The organism is Pedobacter xixiisoli (assembly GCF_900215335.1).
Taxonomy (GTDB): Bacteria; Bacteroidota; Bacteroidia; order Sphingobacteriales; family Sphingobacteriaceae; genus Pedobacter; species Pedobacter xixiisoli.
Genome location: NZ_OCMT01000002.1, coordinates 468,334 through 485,634, shown reverse-complemented (window position 1 = coordinate 485,634; position 17,301 = coordinate 468,334). Strand labels below are relative to the sequence as shown.

Annotated in this window: 14 protein-coding genes and 1 tRNA gene; 5 read left to right on the top strand and 10 right to left on the bottom strand. The window is 35.7% G+C overall.

Annotated elements, in window-relative coordinates:
* The first annotated feature begins 45 nt into the window (after positions 1-45).
* Complete coding sequence (locus CRO54_RS08250; protein WP_171047863.1) at positions 46-2,037, top strand: T9SS type A sorting domain-containing protein; 1,992 nt, start codon at positions 46-48, stop codon at positions 2,035-2,037.
* Between the two features lie 287 nt (positions 2,038-2,324).
* Here the strand turns inward: CRO54_RS08250 and mgtE are convergent, their stop codons facing one another.
* Positions 2,325-3,698 carry a magnesium transporter gene (gene mgtE, locus CRO54_RS08245; protein ID WP_097130857.1) on the bottom strand — a complete coding sequence of 458 codons (1,374 nt, stop codon included), beginning with the start codon at positions 3,696-3,698 and terminating at the stop codon, positions 2,325-2,327.
* Positions 3,699-3,835: 137 nt separating this feature from the next.
* Between mgtE and CRO54_RS08240 the strand changes: the two genes are divergently transcribed.
* A complete protein-coding gene (locus tag CRO54_RS08240) occupies positions 3,836-4,636 on the top strand; it encodes an SDR family NAD(P)-dependent oxidoreductase (protein ID WP_171047862.1) in 801 nt (266 codons plus the stop codon).
* 26 nt (positions 4,637-4,662) lie between these two features.
* On the opposite strand, the gene CRO54_RS08235 is transcribed toward CRO54_RS08240, so the two are convergent.
* Both CRO54_RS08235 and CRO54_RS08230 read right to left on the bottom strand, forming a co-directional pair.
* A complete protein-coding gene (locus CRO54_RS08235) occupies positions 4,663-5,733 on the bottom strand; it encodes a YARHG domain-containing protein (RefSeq protein WP_097132310.1) in 1,071 nt (356 codons plus the stop codon).
* A gap of 69 nt (positions 5,734-5,802) precedes the next feature.
* Positions 5,803-6,453 (bottom strand): hypothetical protein, encoded by a 651-nt coding sequence (locus CRO54_RS08230; RefSeq protein WP_138765784.1) that lies wholly within the window; start codon positions 6,451-6,453, stop codon positions 5,803-5,805.
* 284 nt (positions 6,454-6,737) lie between these two features.
* Here CRO54_RS08230 and CRO54_RS08225 point away from each other — a divergent pair, with 284 nt between their 5' ends.
* Positions 6,738-7,544, top strand: coding sequence for a phytanoyl-CoA dioxygenase family protein (locus tag CRO54_RS08225; protein ID WP_097132309.1), 807 nt, complete (start codon positions 6,738-6,740; stop codon positions 7,542-7,544).
* Between the two features lie 268 nt (positions 7,545-7,812).
* Positions 7,813-7,884: transfer RNA gene (locus tag CRO54_RS08220), tRNA-Arg, on the top strand.
* Between the two features lie 42 nt (positions 7,885-7,926).
* Here CRO54_RS08220 and CRO54_RS08215 read toward each other — a convergent pair.
* The 7 genes from CRO54_RS08215 to CRO54_RS08180 all read right to left on the bottom strand — a co-directional run bounded on the left by CRO54_RS08215 (position 7,927) and on the right by CRO54_RS08180 (position 15,776).
* The gene (locus CRO54_RS08215) at positions 7,927-8,121 is read right to left on the bottom strand and encodes a hypothetical protein (RefSeq protein WP_097130851.1); all 195 of its coding nucleotides are present in this window, start codon (positions 8,119-8,121) and stop codon (positions 7,927-7,929) included.
* Positions 8,122-8,203: 82 nt separating this feature from the next.
* Entirely contained in the window at positions 8,204-9,553 is a 1,350-nt protein-coding gene (locus CRO54_RS08210; protein WP_097130849.1) for a MutS-related protein, read from the bottom strand.
* 76 nt (positions 9,554-9,629) lie between these two features.
* Positions 9,630-10,427 (bottom strand): tRNA pseudouridine(38-40) synthase TruA, encoded by a 798-nt coding sequence (gene truA / locus CRO54_RS08205; RefSeq protein ID WP_097130847.1) that lies wholly within the window; start codon positions 10,425-10,427, stop codon positions 9,630-9,632.
* 4 nt (positions 10,428-10,431) lie between these two features.
* Entirely contained in the window at positions 10,432-10,893 is a 462-nt protein-coding gene (locus CRO54_RS08200) for a DinB family protein (RefSeq protein WP_097130844.1), read from the bottom strand.
* 172 nt (positions 10,894-11,065) lie between these two features.
* Positions 11,066-13,489, bottom strand: coding sequence for a S9 family peptidase (locus CRO54_RS08195; protein ID WP_097130842.1), 2,424 nt, complete (start codon positions 13,487-13,489; stop codon positions 11,066-11,068).
* 396 nt (positions 13,490-13,885) lie between these two features.
* Positions 13,886-15,220 (bottom strand): hypothetical protein, encoded by a 1,335-nt coding sequence (locus CRO54_RS08185; RefSeq protein ID WP_138765783.1) that lies wholly within the window; start codon positions 15,218-15,220, stop codon positions 13,886-13,888.
* Between the two features lie 7 nt (positions 15,221-15,227).
* Positions 15,228-15,776, bottom strand: a complete 549-nt coding sequence (locus CRO54_RS08180; RefSeq protein WP_097130836.1) for an RNA polymerase sigma factor — start codon at positions 15,774-15,776, stop codon at positions 15,228-15,230.
* Between the two features lie 176 nt (positions 15,777-15,952).
* Here CRO54_RS08180 and CRO54_RS08175 point away from each other — a divergent pair, with 176 nt between their 5' ends.
* Positions 15,953-17,263, top strand: coding sequence for a DEAD/DEAH box helicase (locus CRO54_RS08175; RefSeq protein ID WP_097130834.1), 1,311 nt, complete (start codon positions 15,953-15,955; stop codon positions 17,261-17,263).
* The last annotated feature ends 38 nt before the right edge of the window (positions 17,264-17,301 follow it).

Here is a 17,301-nt window from a genome sequence, read left to right as displayed (position 1 = left end):
TAGGATAGTTTGGAGCTAATATTTGCAGTATTAACTCAAATGCAGATGAAACTGAAATTTACTTTATGCTTAATACTTTTGGGCTTGGGTTCGTTAAAAGCTCAGACCATTACTCCAGATGCTAACGGTATCGTTTATATTGATGCGAATGGTTCTGGGAATAAAACTGGAAATTCTTGGGCTAACGCTGCGGAAATAAGACCTGCATTTACTAGTGCAAAGACAAATGTAGCCATTCAGCAGTTATGGGTAAAAGCCGGAAACTACTATCCTACAACGGATACAGACAGACAGAAATACTTAGAAATTACCAGAAATATTAAAGTGTATGGCGGTTTTTCGGGTACGGAAACCAGTATTTCAGGTAGGAATTTACAAACTAACATTACCACCATTAGCGGAAATATTGGAAATGCAGCTTTAAAAACTGATAATAGCTATCATTTATTGGTGATTTGGCCAAAAAACGAAGCTATAATCAGCAACCAAACTGTAATAGATGGTATTGTTTTTAAAGATGCCAATGCCAACTCTGGCTCAGTAATTAATCAAGAATTACCTTTGTATATGGGAGCTGCTATTTTTGCATGTATCCAAGATTTCGATCAAAAAAATTATCCTATTATCAGCAATTGTAAGTTTTTGGATAATTATGCCAATCAAGGTGGTGCAGCAATTTATTACGACGGGATGCTAGCATCAGCTGAACAAATTAAAATTCAGGACTGTGCTTTCGAGAACAATGTATCTTCTTACGTTGGTGGCGCTCTATTTTTCTTTTATGATGCAGATTACTTAGATCCGCTAAATCAGAATTTGAATTATTATAACGTAGAAGTTGCCAACTGTACTTTTAAGAATAACAAAGTAAATAATAATGCTCAAGGTAGAGGTGCTGAAAGTTCTGGTGGTGCTATTTGTGCTTTGGGCAAGGGAAATTTGGTTGTAAGAAATAGCACTTTTCAAGAAAACACTTCAGAGATTACATTCACAGCCCACGGTTATGCAACTTATGGCAATGGCAGTGGTTTAGCAGCAGTAAGAAATGCAGATGTAAAGGTTTACAATTCATTATTTTACAATAACAATAAAGCGGCCATTTTTAACCGAGAAGCTAATTTGAAATTGATAAATTCTACGTTGCATCATACTGCAAATGAGTTGGTGTCTCTATCTCAAGCAAAATCATTTGAGATGCATAATTCTATATTGTGGAACGATGCAAATATGCCAGCGCTACTTTTACCAGATATACAGGCAACAATAGCGATCATCAATAACAGCATCTTTAACTCAACACCTGCAATCGTACTCACCTCATCAGCTAATAATTCATCTCAAAATCCGCTATTTGTGGCAACAAATAATTTTACCCCATCATCTAATAGCTTGGCAATTAATGCAGGCGATATTTCTTTCTACACGCCTTATTCAACATTAGCAAACGATAAGGATATTTATGGAAATCCGAGATTGGATGGAGCGAGCATCGATATTGGAGCGGTAGAATACCCCGCAACGTTACCTGTAGATCTTGTTGATTTTAAGGCAAGCAAAAAATTAAATGGCGTACAACTAGCATGGAGAACACTTTCTGAAACGAATAATAAAGGTTTCAACATCTTAAAATCTTCAGATGGAATTAGTTTTAAACATGTAGCGCACGTATCAGCAAGAGGAGCCTCAAATTACAACTGGTGGGATGAAAAACCGTTTGCTGGTAAGAATTATTACGAACTGCAACAGGTGGATTTGGATGGGACTGCAAAAATAGTTGGCTATGGTACTGTAAATTTCGAAATGTCTACTAATGCTGTATATCCTAACCCAACGAGAGATGTAGTTAATATTCGTTTGGATGGAAACACTTACCGGGTAGCAAAATTGTTTGATGTTTCCGGTCGATTATTATCTAATAACACTATTGATAATGATGCTAGTATCGTTTCAATTGATTTGTCTAAGCTTTCTTCAGGAGTTTATTTTCTAAAGCTGTTTGGTACAGAAAGTAAAAGTTTTAGGGTAGTTAGACAATAGCGGTATTCTAATCATTTCGGCTATGTCAAAGTATCAAAATCAAAGATTATTAATTGTACTCATTTTATTAGCACTACTTGCTATGGCTTTTGTTTGGTGCTATTTTGATAATAAGTTATTTCAGATGAAATAAGCTGTTTGAACTCGAAGCTTTAAAAGATATTGGTTTAACGCACCTCTGGGTCGGTAGAAATACTGACCTTTTTTTGCCATACTATATAATGAATTGAATTAATTAAATCCGTTTTTCGGACCCTAGAAGTAAAGGCAGTGCTTTTCTAATTAGATTATAGCAATACGCCTTTTAAGAAGAGTAACGCAAAAGAGAAATAGATAATCAAACCAGTTACATCTACCAAAGTAGCTACAAATGGGGTAGAAGAAGCGGCAGGATCGGCACCGAGTTTTTTAAGCAATAACGGAAGCATAGACCCCATTAAAGTGCCCCATAATACTACGCCAACTAGCGAGCAACCTACTACCAAGCCAATGCGGATGTAATGTTCGCTGAATCCAGGCATAACGATATGCCATGCGCCGATTACTGCAAAACTTAGTAGGCAAAGGGTTGAACCTAAGAAAATTCCCGAGAAAATTTCGCGGCGCATCACATTCCACCAGTCTTTAATGGTGACTTCGCCCAATGCCATGGCTTGGATAATTAATGTTGCTGCTTGCGAACCGCTATTACCACCGCTAGATATAATTAAAGGGATAAAAGTTGCTAGAATTACTACTTTGGCTATTTGGTCTTCGAAACCCGACATGGCTGCAATAGTGAGCAACTCGCCAAAGAACAATACAATTAGCCAAACCACACGTTTTTTATAGAGCTGAAACACTGGAACATCCAAATAAGGCTCATCGAGGGCTTGTGTACCCCCCATTTTATGCATGTCTTCGGTGTATTCTTCGTGAGCAATCCATAAAACGTCATCCACCGTTACAATACCTAAAAGCACGTCTTGGTCATCAACCACGGGCAAAGCCACACGATTGTTCATCTTAAAGACGTTGATCGCTTCCTCCTGAGGATCATTTACGTTTAATGAAATGAGACGGTTATCTGTTAAGTCGCCAATTTTTGCATCTGGGTCTGATAATAGAATTTCGCGGATACGAATATCGTCTAGCAGTATACCATCTTTATCGATAACGTAAATTACATCAATGGTTTCGGAGTTTTTTCCGTACCTACGGATGTGGTTTAACACACGACTAACCGTCCAATCGGTTTTTACAGCAATAAAATCTGGCGTCATCATCCGGCCAACGCTGTCTTCGGCATAACCCAAAAGGTTTAATGCTTCTTTACGGTCGTTGTCGGGCAAAAGCACCAAAAGTTTTTTTACTGCTTCGCCTTTTAATTCTCCAAAAAGGGCAGTTCTATCATCGGGCGGTAACTGCCTTATGATTTCTGTTAACTTGTTGGCTTGTAGTTTTTTGATGATACGCTCTTGCGTAGGGAAATCGAGGATACGGAACACGTTAACAGCACGTTTGCTAGACAGTGTCTCGATAAATTTAACTGCATATTGAGGAAGTTCATCAATAAGCTCTTCTACATCAGAGATATTGAGTTCGTTGAGATAAGTTTTTAGTTGCCTATCGCTCTCGTTTTCCAACAAATTTAATACTTCTTCTACTTGCAGTTCTTCCATAAGCGTTGGATTTTGTGTGTTATTTACTCTATGGGCGTGTAAAGTTGCGTTTTTATTTTCAAATTGCGGTTATGTACACGGTGTTTTCTCGTTTCGAATTATTTAACATTTTTGTACACAGTGTGGTTTGTTAATTTATGATTAAAGATTTGATGGAAAAACAAGAGAATTATGCCTTGATAACTGGTGGTAGCAAAGGAATTGGTAAAGCGATTGCACTACAATTAGCAAGTAAAGGAAGCCATTTGTTGTTAGTTGCCCGCAATGAAACTGAATTAAAAAAAGTTGCAGAAGATATCAAAGCGAGTTATCAGGTAGCCGTTCATTTTCTTGCTGTTGATTTAAGTTCAGCTAGCGCTGCGGATGAAGTTTTTAAGTGGACTACCGAAAACAATTTCGCCATCAATGTTTTAGTAAATAATGCAGGTTTTGGCGTATTTGGAAGCTTTGTAGATGTGCCTTTGAGCGAACAAATGAAAATGCTGGAAGTAAACATGAGTACTTTGGTAAAGCTTTGTCATTTATTTCTACCTAGTTTAAAAGCGCAGGCTGAAGCATATATCCTTAATGTTTCTAGTACGGCTGCGTTTCAGGCAGTGCCAGCGCTTGCTTTGTATGCAGCTTCTAAATCTTTTGTACTTTCATTTAGCAGAGCCATTAATTATGAGCTAAGGAAAACTTCTGTTGGAGTTACTTGTGTTTGCCCAGGACCTGTAGAAACAAATTTTGCCGATAGGGCAGGGTTGGGCGCTTTAGATAAAATGGCGAAGAAGTTTAACATGCAGCCTACTGAAGTTGCGGCTATTGCACTAAAAGCCATGTACAATAGAAAGATTGAAGTAACACCAGGCATTACCAACAAGATTGGTGCTTTTGCATCACGTATTTTATCGAAAAGATTCCTGGAGAAAACTGCTGCGGGAATTTATAAGGTTTAACAAATCTTATATTAAAGATTTAAGTGTTACTTCCATTTGGCTATCCATTTTCTTTCCCGCTCCGTTAACTTCTGTAAATCGGGTAGATAATTTGGGTTAGGCATATACCAATCTAGTTGCTGATAAAATTGTTGGACTTGTTTGTCCTTAAAAACATAACCTCGTCTTGCAAAGGGTAGATTTCTGAATACTTTTTTATCGAACTCACTTTTTGGTTCTTTGATGCGTTCTTCTTGGAAATATGAAAAAGGAATATAACCTTCATTTAACATTACGTTTTGAGCGTATACAAAAAGTTCATCTGCTGGTTTAAAGTTTTTCTTGCTAAAAGCAATGGTTCCTTTTTGGATATGAAACCTTAAAACCTCTTTATTAAGAAAATGACTTTTTTGGTTTTCGGTTTTACCTACACCATTGATAGTCCATTCGCTAGCATTTTTAAAAAATCCCTTGGCAATGTTGAAGGTCTCAAATTCGCCCATATCCAAGATTAAAGTAAAATCATCTATCTGTTTGTTTTGCCAACGTTTTGCGGCAGTTAGCACATATTCAAAATCGTAATGAAAATCTACTGAACCAGATAAATCATAGCTGTAAGTATGTTTAATAATATTGATTCCCTTCTTAAACTTCGCCTTGAAATGGTAAACGTAAAAGAAATCTACATAGTTTCCGCTTTTGCTTCCTTCAAATTTGTTAAGGTCGATAGATTTAATTTTACCATTATTGTTATAAAGTGTATCGGCTACATAAGCAATTTGATGAGTCAAGTTTTTCCCATTCATGTTCACGGTAAAATTGCGCATGTAAGGATGTTGGCCATTTTTTGGGGCGCCATCCACATCTCCATCGGGAGAAAAAGCCTCGAAGCCAACGGTAATTTCTTTCTCATCCTTTGGATTATAAAACTCGTAATAAACTGAAACTTCAATGAATTTATCACGAACCTTTTTCAATGATAATATTTCCTTTTTTACGCTGATGCTGGTCTCGTTAATCGGAATCAACTGATTGCCCTTTGCAAAAAAGGCACCATCGTTGGCAGATAACGATTGGCTTAACATTACAAATAACAAGGCGGATAGCAAATATTTCATGTTCATTATTTTTAAAATATTAATTTGAGGCTAATATAGCTAAGCTTCTTAGCTATTTTGGCTTTGTACTTATGGATATTCAAAACCAAATTCAAATTCTTCAAGCCTATCATTTCGGAATTTATAACTGGCAAAATATTTAGGCATATTGTTATTCTTCAAAATATTTGATCTGCTATCTTTTGGTTGTTCAATTGAATAATAAAGTTTAATATGGTTTTTTGTACTGTCCAGAGGAAGGTAACAAGTTCCAAGTTTTTCAATGATTTGCTTTTTCGTCAATCCGAGTTTTATTCCTTTTTCTGTTTTAAAAATATCAGTATCCAATTTTTTAAAACTATGACTTGCTTTATCAGATTTCTCAACTTTAAAAATTGAAATCTGGTTTTTTCCGTCTCCTGGATGCTGTGTTAATGTTAAAGTTTCGCCTTCAAACTTCGAATAGAATTGGTATTCTTCAACATCATTCAATTTATTGTCGTTACCAATAACTTTTGTTGCACTTTCAGGATTTCTTAAAATCATCCCATTAAGAGAGGTGTCAGGTTCAATAAATGAACAACTAGATTCTGTTAGTTTTTCGGCTGCATGGTGTTTCAAATTTTGAACTTTATCCGGTTCAGGTGCCAGTTCAAATCTATGATTTTGACCAACAGATTTTGTCTGCGAATTATTGCAGTTAGTCAAAAAAAGCAATGCTAATACTATGATACATCTCATATTTTTTACTTAACGGTTCGTTTTATAACGTTCCAGTCTTGCATATGTTCTTCAATGTGCAATTTATGCTCTGCCAAGATATTTCTAAAATTTATTTTCTAAAATATTTGCACTAATTGATTGAAAATATTACGTTTGTATTAAATACTACTAAATCTATAGATAATGTCGTTAAAAATGCAATATATCTCTTTTACACATCGAATGCCGATGTGTTGTTGCATGTAATATACTATAGGCTTTTCACCATTTTCTCCAATTTTTTTCCTAAAACCAATTTGATGATGATTAACTCATACAGCACCTTTACACTAAACAATCAACTCACAGAAGAGCAGAAATTCTTTTTCAATAAATATGGTTTCTTGCATTTTAAGAACTTTTTAGATACTCACGCCATTCAGTCGATTATCCAAGCATCACAGCAGGTGCAAGATAAATGGCTAGCTGAAGACGTTAAAAAAATAAATGGTGTTCCCATTAAATACGGAACTGATTTAGATGGCTCTTCTATTGTGCAGCGTTTTGCGTTTATCAACCAACACCATCAAACATTAAGTGGCCTAACCTTAGACCCAAGGTTTGATGCACTGTTAGAACTGGCAGGAGAGGGAGCGAGGTTAGGAACTGAGGAAAAAGACGGAATGGTATTTAATCACTATGTGAATGGACCAGACAGTAAGTTTACCAAGATGGGATGGCATACCGATGGTTTACGTGATATTTTCTATGGGCAGAAATTAAATCCGATGCTAAATGTTGGTATCCATTTAGATACGCTAGATGTAAAAAATGGTGGCTTGAAAATATTACCAGGTACACATAAACAAAGCATTTACCAGATGTTATTTAGGAAAAAGTACTTTTTAGACCATAAAGCAGACCCATCAGAAATTGCCATTACTCCAGAGGCTGGAGATTTAACCATTCACGATGGTAGGTTATGGCATAGGGTTGCTCAATCTGAAGTTACCGGTGAAAAAAGTAGAAGGAGAGTAATTTATATTCCCATCATCGCAGGAAAGTATGCTCCTAAAAATGAGAACAGTCCAACAGTTTTTTACCAGCGTTTTGCGGGAATTGTAAAATAAGCACGTATGTTGATAGCCGCATTAGTTAGTTATTTAATAAAAACAGGGAAAATAAAACTGGTTTCGGCTTATTTTAAGAAGCTAATGTTTTGGAAATTAGGTGTTTGATTTATCCGTGATTTGAATTTAGGAAACAAAAGTTGTTAAGCTATATTTCCTCCATTAGGTAAATAATTTGATCTGTTGAGGAGAGACCGAAAATTCCTTTTGATGTGTAAAGCAATTATATTGCACATCAAAAGGAATTTATCTAAGTTTGCACACTTTTGCTCCCGTAGTTCAATGGATAGAATTATGGTTTCCGGTACCATCGATATGAGTTCGAATCTCGTCGGGAGCACAAAAAAGCCTCAATAGTTTACACCGTTGAGGCTTTTGTTTGTTATTTTTCTTTGGGCGCTTTTTTCACTGAATGAACTGGTTGTTCTGCCTGTTCTCGTTCCTTTGCCGGATTACTATTTTTAACTGGCTTGATTTTACCATCCTCAATTTCATCTTTAACTGAATTTAAAGGCTTGATGTTTTTATCCGTTTTTTTGGTGTCTTTGCCACCTTTTGTATTCCCTGTAATATTCATCTTGTGTAGGCTTATGGTTTAGATGAGTAACAAATGAAAAACAGAGAATGTTCTTTAGCAGTTATAAAAGTTTGCAATTACTTTAGTTATTTAAAGATGCTTTTTCAGCAAAAGAAAGTAGTTTAGGGATATTTTCATTGTGTATGAAGTACATCCCAATCCCATCTTTGGTAACTCCTTTCTTTAATTGATAAGTAAAAATAGGTTTGTCGCTTTCCATCAAATGTTCCATGTGCATCAAGCTGATGTTTTGATTTTTAAATCTTTCAGTTAATTCTGTAATATGACTAGAAATGATGAAAGCTGAGTTTTTTATCTTAGAAAAACCATCAACTACTAATCCAGTTGCTTCAGAAGCATCTTTTGAATTTGTTCCCTTAAAAAGTTCATCAAGTATTACAAAAATCTTTTGTTTTTCGATAAGAAGGTTGAGCAAGTATTTTACCCGCATCACCTCACTTAAGTAGTGGCTTAAACCATTTTGGACATTATCAGCAATGTTAATGGTAGTAATTAAACCGTTAAAAATAGTAGTTTGCATTCGCAAAGCTGGTACAGGAAAACCAATGTGGGCCAAGTAAATAGCAATTCCTATAGATTTTAATAAGGAAGATTTTCCTGCCATATTAGAACCGCTTAAAAATGTAAGATGATTTTGGTGATTGATAGTGAGATTGTTTTTAACTGCCGAAGATATGGCTGGATGATAAAGACCTTCGATAATGATATTAGGATTTGTCGTATTGTTAAGGTATTCTGGTAACGTTAATTCTCGTTGTACAACGGTATCGGCAATAGTTTGTAACGCATCTATTTCATATAAAACATCAAATAATTCGTAGAGTAATTTTAGGCTTTTTGAAACTCTAATTACAGCATCTATTTTACTGAGATCAAGAAAATTCAGCTTCGTTTTTTTTGAAATATAATAACTCTTATCAATAGGTAATTGTGCTATAAGTTTTTTGATTGCAATACCTAATTCTTTTAAACGGGTGGGGGTTTCTAGCGTCTCCAAAGAGATACTTAACAAATACGAGGAGTTGAGCAATAGCAGTAGATTTCCTAAACCAATCTTAACGACATAATAATCTTGTGTCTCGTTGAACTTGTTTTTTAGGTATACAACAAGCGCATCAACTAGATTGCCTCTTAATTTCCCTTTTCCATGTTTTAGATAATGTAAAATTAAATCGATTTGACTGTCTTCAATATCAAGTTTGATATGCTGTTTACGTAAGTAGGCAATTGCATTTTTTCGTTCGTTTAAAAACTGAAAATCATTGCTAGGCTTGCGCATCATTTCCTGCACTTTTTGCCTACCATATATCGTCTTACAATTTTTAAATAAATCATAAACTGAGAAATCAGATTTATGGTTTTGAAAGATATTTAGGTCGTTATAAGTATGTGCGTCAATTTCAAAGCTCATATGGCTGCTTTTTTCTAAAGTAAGGTATTTTTTTAATGTTTGAAAAATACCACGCCATTTAGTTTTTATTGAGCAACTATATTTCTATCCAATCGCTTTTAGCAAAATTATTAAACTCTGTTCTAGGTTCTAGATTAAGGTATGGATAAGTTACTTTAGAAAGGTATAGTCCAGTAGGTTTGGCAATTTCAAAAATTTTAGGGATTTCTAACGAAGAAAGCCGATGTTCAAATTGTTCTACTGTGAACTCATTTTTTCCAATCTTCAAAAGATTTCCCATTAAAATTCTTATCATTTTGCCTAAAAAACGGTTAGAAGCAATATGAAAACGGAAATGTTGTTCATCTGCCGAGCAATACAATTTCGCTTCCATCACATTGCAAATGGTATGCTCGTTTTTATCTGGTGCTGTACAAAAAGCTCGGTAATCCTTATATTTTGGTAATAGGTCTACTGCTTTTTTCATTTCCTGTACGTTGAGGTTTTTTACATCGTAGTAAGAGCTTAGCTGACCTAAAAATGGATTTTTATAAGTGTGTAAATAGTAATCGTATTTACGTTGTACGGCATCGAAACGGGCATGCTGTTTTCCATCCATAGGGATGATATTAAATACTGCAATGCTATGAGGCAAAATTCTATTTAGGATAAAGAATAAGTCGAAATCTATTTCTCGTTCAATATCAACATGGAAAAAATATTGACTTGCATGTACACTCGTATCTGTACGTCCGCAACCATTAATGTCAATTTGGGTTTTGAAAATATTGCTCAGCTTTTCCTCGATAGTTTCTTGTACGCTATGCGCTTTTGGATTGCGCTGCCAACCATTGTAAGTGTGGCCATTATAGCCAATGTGGAAAAAATATCGCATTTAGTTAAACGAATTTCCTCATCATTAAACTACAGCCATAATGCAAGCCATCGTGAGAAACAATAAATTTAATGGCATCCTCAATTTTTTCCAATCGATAGCCCTTGTAGGTGCTAATGCTGTAAGGAGTATAATTCGAAAATTTATCAGTAGCTAGATCTTGCTCTAATTGGTCTATGGTGTCTAATAAATAAGCTTTGATTTGAGCTATTTCTTCTGCAGAGATAAAACTTTCTGGTTTAGATCCGTTCCTGTATTTATCAACCAAAGTAGGGTCAATCATTAATTCGTTATTTGATAATTTATAGCACAAAACCTGTTGACTAACCACCAAATGTCCCATTTGCCAAGCCAAGTTGTTATTAAACCCAACGGGGATTTTGTTCATTTGCTCGGTGCTTAAATCTTCTACCAAGCTCAGTAATGCTTTGCGGCTAGCTCTAATTACTTCGAATATTTTATCCATCAAACAAAGATAGCTCTCGTTTTTCACGAAAGCTATCTTTAATTTGTTTTTAGTTTATTTATGCCACAGATGCACAGATAAAAGCTTTTTCTGAGCTTATCAAACACTATTTATTGAAAAAAATGTTTTGACGAGCTCAACATGGCACTGTGTTTTATGAAATAATGCTAAGTTATTTCGCCGCTGTTGGCTTAGCATTTTTAACATAGGAATCTAACCATTTGTTGGTTTCCCAAATCATGTGTAAGATATTTTCTTTAGCTCTGTAACCATGCGCCTCATAAGGTAAATAAACAAAACGAGTGGTACCACCATGACCTTTAACTGCATTAAACAAACGCTCACTATTAATAGGGAAAGTACCTTGGTTATCGTCCATTTCACCGTGTATTAAAAGGATAGGCGTTTTGATTTTATCAGCATAACTGAAAGGACTCATCTCATAATACAACTGTGGAGCTTGCCAATACGTACGGTCTTCGTTTTGGAAACCAAATGGTGTTAAAGTTCTGTTGTAGGCACCACTACGAGCGATACCAGCTTTAAACAAATTAGTGTGTGCTAATAGGTTCGCTGTCATAAAAGCACCATAACTGTGTCCACCAACTGCCATACGGTTTCTATCTCCAACCCCCATTTCGCTCAATTTATTGATAGCAGCATCAGCGTTTAATTTCAACTGCTCTACAAACGAATCGTTAGGACGTTTACCTTCTTTAGCAACAATTGGCATTTCTGCATTATCTAAAACCGCATAACCTTGAGTTACATAGAAAACAGGTCCGCCAGAACTAATCGTGATGAATTTGTTTTCAGAACCTCTAATTTGAGCAGCATCACTTGCTGAGTTGAACTCACGAGGATAAGCCCAAATTAAAGTTGGCAATGGTCCGTCTTTATCTTTGTTGTATCCTTTTGGAAGATATAAATCACCTGTTAAATCTACACCATCGGCACGTTTATAAGTGATTTTTTGTTTAGTTACACCATCTAAAGCTGTGTACGGATTCGTAAAATTAGTGATTTGTCTATCCGCAACGCGAAGCACTAAGTTTTTAACGAAGTAGTTTGGAACTTCAGTTTTACTTTCTCTACGAGTTAACAAAACTAATTTTTGAGGGTCTAAAACATCGGTTACCACTTCAAAAGTTCCTTCTTGACAACGCCACAAAATTTCAGATTTTTTAGTAGCTAAGTCAAATTTAGCAATGAAAGGTAAATCTCCCTTTGGAGAAGCACCAGTAGTGTTGTTCAATAATAATTTGGTTCCGTTATCAGTAGTTAAAATCACTTGGCGACCAAATTTGTTTTTCTCTGTTACTGGAGTACCTGGATTGTTGTAAGCATCGGTAGTATTTAACTCATAAAGCGTTTCTAAAGCACCTGTAGTAGGATTAAATCTGCTTACTTTGCTGCTTTGTTTAGCTCTGGACATTTCCCTAACTAAAGCTAGGTTGGCATTTCCCCAGCTAGTACCTGCGTAACGGGTTTTAGTTTTGAAGAGTTCTTTACTTGCACCAGTAAATGGAGCTTTTAGTTCATAAACACCATCGTGGAATTCTACATTTTTCTTAATTAAACCGCTATCTAATGGTTGTGCCCAAACTACAGTTGCCGCTTCGTCATCTCTCCAATCGAAGCCACGAGGAACATTTTGTACGTTATCATAGCCAGACGGACGAACTTCCGTTGAAGGTAGTTCTGCTAATACTTTGATTGTTTTTCCTGTTCTATCGATAACTTTTACCGTAGAAGGGAAACCGTAAGACGCCACTAAGTAAGAGAAAGGTTTTTTAATGGTACGCACCATCAAATAGTTTTTATCTGGAGATAAACTGACCGTGCTATAAATTGCTGGTGCTCCAATTGGTGTTTCTACGCCAGCTTTGTTCTGTACCAATTGCGAAGTTGCGAAGAATTCAAACAACTGCTCATCGTAAGGTGACTTGATTAAATCTTGGATAGTAGCACTCGGAGCTACTTTACCTAAGTTTTCTTGTACGGTTGGACCTTTAGGTGCCAAAGGACGTTTTGGGGCTGCACTTGCAGGTTTGGTAGCTACCTGATAAATCAAAGTAGCATCGTCAACCCATACTATGCTCGAACCTAAAATTGCGTTTAACGGTTGTTTGTTAATTTTCGTGGCTTTTGCGGTAGCCACATCAATCACATATAAATCTATTCTATCTTGTGCAGTTTGTGTAAATGCAATTTTGGTTTCGCTAGGATTCCAACGTACATTTCCAGCATATAAAGTGGTAGGTAAACCTGTAATGGTACTAGTTTTACCAGTTTTGATGTTTTTTAAGCTAAAGCTATTCACGTAGGTTTGTCTGCTAGGCGAGTAGTTGTTAGGGTTGATACGCATGCCCGCAAGTTTGTACTCAGGCATCGCCAATTCTTCAATTGAAGGGTACGGATTACGGTCGCTGAACAAAATCCATTCTGCTTTGCTATCTATGCTTACACCTGGAGTAGGTTTCGCCAATAGCAAATCTGCCATTATTTTGGGAGGAGTTTGGTAGGTAACGGCATCTTGTGCTAAAACGCTACCTCCTAAACCTGCAAATAGGAGGTTAAGTATAACTTTTTTCATTTTCAATATATAAGTTTAATTGATGATATAAACTTACATATTGTTTACTGCTTTGAGCTTTTGTATCAAAAATTTTTGATACGCTAACTACAGATTTTTAATTGAAATAATCTTTGTCAATCCATCATTTGGGTAGTACATAGCGCAAACCGGACCTCGAAAAGATTCATCTTTACATTCTTTAATCAGACTGTAATTTGCTAGAACTTTTTGCCCATTTGAGAATGGAGCCGTTTTTTTGATGTTGCACACCATATATTCCTTATCTAAAACTTGTAGGTAAGTACCCGTACAGTTTTTGATGATGGTAGCGTTTGTAAAATTTTCTTTTTTACAAGAGAGAAAGAGTACCAACGTGGTTATCAGAAGTAGATAATTTAGATTTCTCATGGTGGTTTATTTTTTAGAGTTACCGCTAAAGTTAAATTTAAGATTAAGCCCAGCAGAACTGATTCTCAGATTTTTATCACCCATGGTACTTAAAGCTGGTTTATAATAAGGCTCAAAAATCAATATGTTTTTACCAATATTTTGGTTAATACCGATGGCGATGATAGCACTGTTTGCAAAATCAAATCCCTTTAAGCTGCTTTTTTCTGTCTCTTGTCGAGGCTGTGCTTCCCCATTTTTCACACCAAAATTACTCCAGTTATAGTTGTAAGTATATTTCTGCGTGATGTAAGAACTCGAGTTAATGCCTGTAGAAATATAGAAATCCTGCTTTTTAGAAGGGAAAAACTTAACCACCATCGGTAAATCTATGCTCAGAAGTTGTCCATTAAAATTAACGTCATTCGTAGCCGTAACCGAATAAACACCGTTTGAAGGTGCCATGTTCATGGCTCCCTCTCTCGAAGAAAACATAGCTTGTGACACTTCTACTGGCACTTTATTTTCGTAACTAACTTTGTTCTGGCTAATGCCAGCACCTAAGCTTAAAACTAAATTTTTAGCCACTTTTATATTGGCGTTTAAGCCTATTCCAGCACTTAACTTAGCTTCATTATCATCATGGTAATTAAAGAAGGTTCCAGTAAATACATCTAAAGTGGTTGTTGAAGAACTGTTTTTCTTCATGCTTTTAGTTTCGCTATTGGCTAGTATTTTACTTTGTTCTTTAAGGAAATCCTCAGTAGATAATTTTGGTTTTGATGGTTGTTCAATCACCTCTTTAGGTGTTTCCATTCCTGCGTTTGCAATAACTTTTTCGTCTGATTTAGTTGAAGCTATTACTGTATTGCTATTTTCAATTGTATTTGAAGGCTTTAATTGTTCGGTAATCGAATTTAGAATTATTGGATTAGCTTCTTTTACCAAATTTGTAGGACTGCTTTGCGCAATATCATACTTAGCATCTTCCGATACATTCCTTGACTTACTATTTTGCTTTTGTAAATTTTTGAGAAAAGGATTTATTTCAGATGCGATAGAGTCTATTGCTGTAGTTGAAGCACTTTCTGTCCTATTAATGCTATTGTTAGGCAAAACACTCTCTTTAGGCGTATGGTTAGCCCTTAAAATCACTTTTTCTGTATCAAAGGCATTGCTGAAATACAAACCAACAACTACAAGTAAGGTTGCAGCAATTCCTGTTAACCACCAAATTGGTAGCTTTTTGTTTTCCTTTTCAGGATATTTTTTGCGTAGCTCAGTCCAGCCCTGTTCTCCTAAACCATCATCATAGTCGTCGAAAACAGAATTTATTTGCTTTACTAATTCTTCGTCACTCATTTTCATACTATTTTGTGTATATGGAGTGGGTAGTTAATAATTGTTGCAAAGCTTGTTTAGCCCGAGTTAAATAAGTTCTAGATGAACTATCGGGAATATTTAGCATGCTTCCTATTTCTTTATGCGAGTAGCCGTCAATTTCGTATAAGTTGAAAACCGTTCGTTGCATTTCATTTAGATTTTTCATTAGTGCCAAAATATCTTGAGCGCTAAGTTTATCAATAACAGAGGTGTGTATAGTTTGCGGAACAGTATCGGTTAGCTCAATTGCTTCGCTAAAACGCATGTTTCTTCGTTTATAATCTAAAGAAGTATTAACCAGAATCTTTCTGAACCAAGGCTTAAAATCATTCTCCTCATTAAAACTGCCGATAGATTTAAAAACTTTGATAAAACTATCATTTGCCGCTTCCAAAGCATCATCTCTATTTCCCAAATAACGGATACAAATACCCAAAGCGTAGCCATAGAACTGTTTGTATAACAATTCCTGCTGGCGTAAATCACCTTTTTTACAAGAAGCAATGAGCTTAATTAGGCTCTCGTTGTCTGGCATTCGTTTCTTCTATTGGCCTCTTGATATTATTTGGCAACATGTTTAACATGTGCTCCATTTTTAGTTTATTTTTTACTGACTATACGTTTTGTTGCAATAAAACGCTACAAAGATTTTAAAATTAACCTATTCTTTTTTATTTACTTAAATTTGCCCTTTCAATAAAAAATCAAAACGTGTCGTTAGAACAATTAAAGTTAAGTAAGCCACTAATCGCTGCCATGAATTCCTTAGGTCATTTGTCGGCAAAGGAAATTCAGTTAAAAACCATGTCTAGAATTTTAGGTGGACAAGATGTAATTGCCATTGGCCCAGAGGGAAGTGGTAAAACGACCACCTACGTTTTGGCTACTTTAATGCGTTTAAAAATTGGTGGTGGCGATGCTCCTAGAGCTTTAATTTTGGTGCCAACCAAAGAAAAAGTGTTCGAGGTTTTGGAAACATTCAACCTTTTAAACAGAAACGACACGTTTAGAATTGTTGGTATTCATGCTGATGAACCTATTGATAAACAAGTAGAAGACTTAACGGATGGAGTAGATATTGTAGTGGCCATTCCATCTAGAGCTAGGGCTATTTACCTAAAATTGGGCTTAAATACCAATAAAATCCAAGTGATGGTGGTAGACGATGCCGCTGATATGGTGAAAAAAGGATTTCAATTGCCGATTAACGAGTTGGCTAGAAGTATTCAAAAGTGTCAGCATTTGATATTTACCGAAGTAATGCACGAGAAACTGAACCATATGATTGATGGGTTTATGTATCTGCCTGCAACCATTGAAGTCGAAGAACTTTCAGAGATAGCGGTTGAAACTTACCAGCAGCTAATTTATCAAGTACCTAATTTTCGCACCAAACTCAATTTGTTGAATTTGCTTTTAAGCGATACCGAAGTATTTGATAAGGTAGTCGTTTTTGTGAATACCCGTTTAACTGCACAAACGCTGTCTAGAGATTTATTTGATGGCAAAGCCGAGGATATTTTTGTCTACAAACCGTTGTTTTTCGATGAAGCAGGTTACGACAGTTTAGAAGTTTTCAAAGTTCACGATAAAGCCCGCGTATTAATTATAGCTAACGAAAATTTTGAAGAGGAGAAATTGACGGATATTCCATTCGTTATTCATTTTGAGTTGCCAGAAGATAAAATGCTTTACATTAACAGGGTAATGAAAACTGATGATGTAGATTTAGTAGCGCTTAATTTTATTACTGATTTGGAGTTGCCTCAGTTGAAGAAGATAGAACAAACTATTGGTCAGAAATTAGAAGAAGCAGAATTGCCACAAGATTTACTAATTGAAGATTTGAGCAAAACTACGAAACAGAAAAGTAAGCATGCTAAAGAATTAGAACGCCAACATGCCGAAGAAGAAGCTTTTAGAAATGCTGCTTTTCAACCTAAAAAGGAGAGTAATGCCAAAACAACTAACTTTAGTAGTGGTGAAAAGGCAAAAATGAACAAGCAGAAGAAGCACGGGTAGATAGTAGTCAGTTTTCAGTAGTCGGTAATCAGTTTATA